Consider the following 745-nt stretch of genomic DNA (forward strand, 5'->3'; position numbering starts at 1 on the left):
AAGTTCAGTAGTTTTGATAGATTTAGGGAAGCGTTTTGGCAGGAGGTTGCGAATGACCCTGAATTGGCTGGGCAGTTCTCGCCTTTGAACCAGAATAGAATGAAACGTGGTTACGCTCCATATCCAATACCAACTGAGCAGGTAGGAGGAAGAGAGAAGTTTGAGCTCCATCATGTTAGATTTATTCGTGATGATGGTGCAGTTTATGATATTGAAAATATAAGGGTAATGACACCAAAACGACATATAAATATTCATTCAAAGAATGGAGGTGAGTAATGGAATTAAAAAATAGTATAACTGAATATACTGAATCTGAGTTTTTAGCTTTTTTAAACAAAATTTGGGCCGTAGATGTTTCAGAGAAGGAACATGATGCTCTTATTCATCATTTTGTAATGCTTACTGAGCATCCTCACGGGAATGGTGTGCTATTTTATCCCGACTCAGACGTTGATAATAGCCCCGAAGGTATTCTTGAATTCATTAAAAAATGGCGAGCCGAGAACGGCAAGCCTGGATTCAAAGAGTAACTTATATCGTTAAGTAACAATATAAGCCGCCAGTTCATTCTGGTGGTTTATATCTATTTATTAGATTCTATGGTTTCCGGCATGTTCGGGGGTGTTTCCATTCCTGCACAAATTGCCGATAAATTACGTGGCAGGAAGTTCAGTAGTTTTGATAGATTTAGGGAAGCGTTTTGGCAGGAGGTTGCGAATGACCCTGAATTGGCTGGGCAGTT

2 protein-coding genes and 1 pseudogene are annotated in these 745 nt (G+C 39.5%); all 3 read left to right on the forward strand.

Annotated features, from left to right (window positions below; translation table 11 throughout):
* Positions 1 to 279, forward strand: a 279-nt coding sequence (locus V2A85_RS24165; protein ID WP_420072617.1) for an HNH endonuclease signature motif containing protein, incomplete at its 5' end; no start/stop codon positions are given.
* Positions 279 to 533, forward strand: a complete 255-nt coding sequence (locus V2A85_RS24170) for a bacteriocin immunity protein (RefSeq protein ID WP_372560093.1) — start codon at positions 279 to 281, stop codon at positions 531 to 533. The genes V2A85_RS24165 and V2A85_RS24170, both read left to right, overlap by 1 nt.
* 87 nt (positions 534 to 620) lie before the next feature.
* A pseudogene (locus tag V2A85_RS24175) lies at positions 621 to 745 on the forward strand (HNH endonuclease); the annotation flags it as partial.

Origin of the sequence: Yersinia sp. 1252 StPb PI (assembly GCF_048593885.1) — a bacterium.
Classification (GTDB): domain Bacteria; phylum Pseudomonadota; class Gammaproteobacteria; order Enterobacterales; family Enterobacteriaceae; genus Yersinia; species Yersinia enterocolitica_E.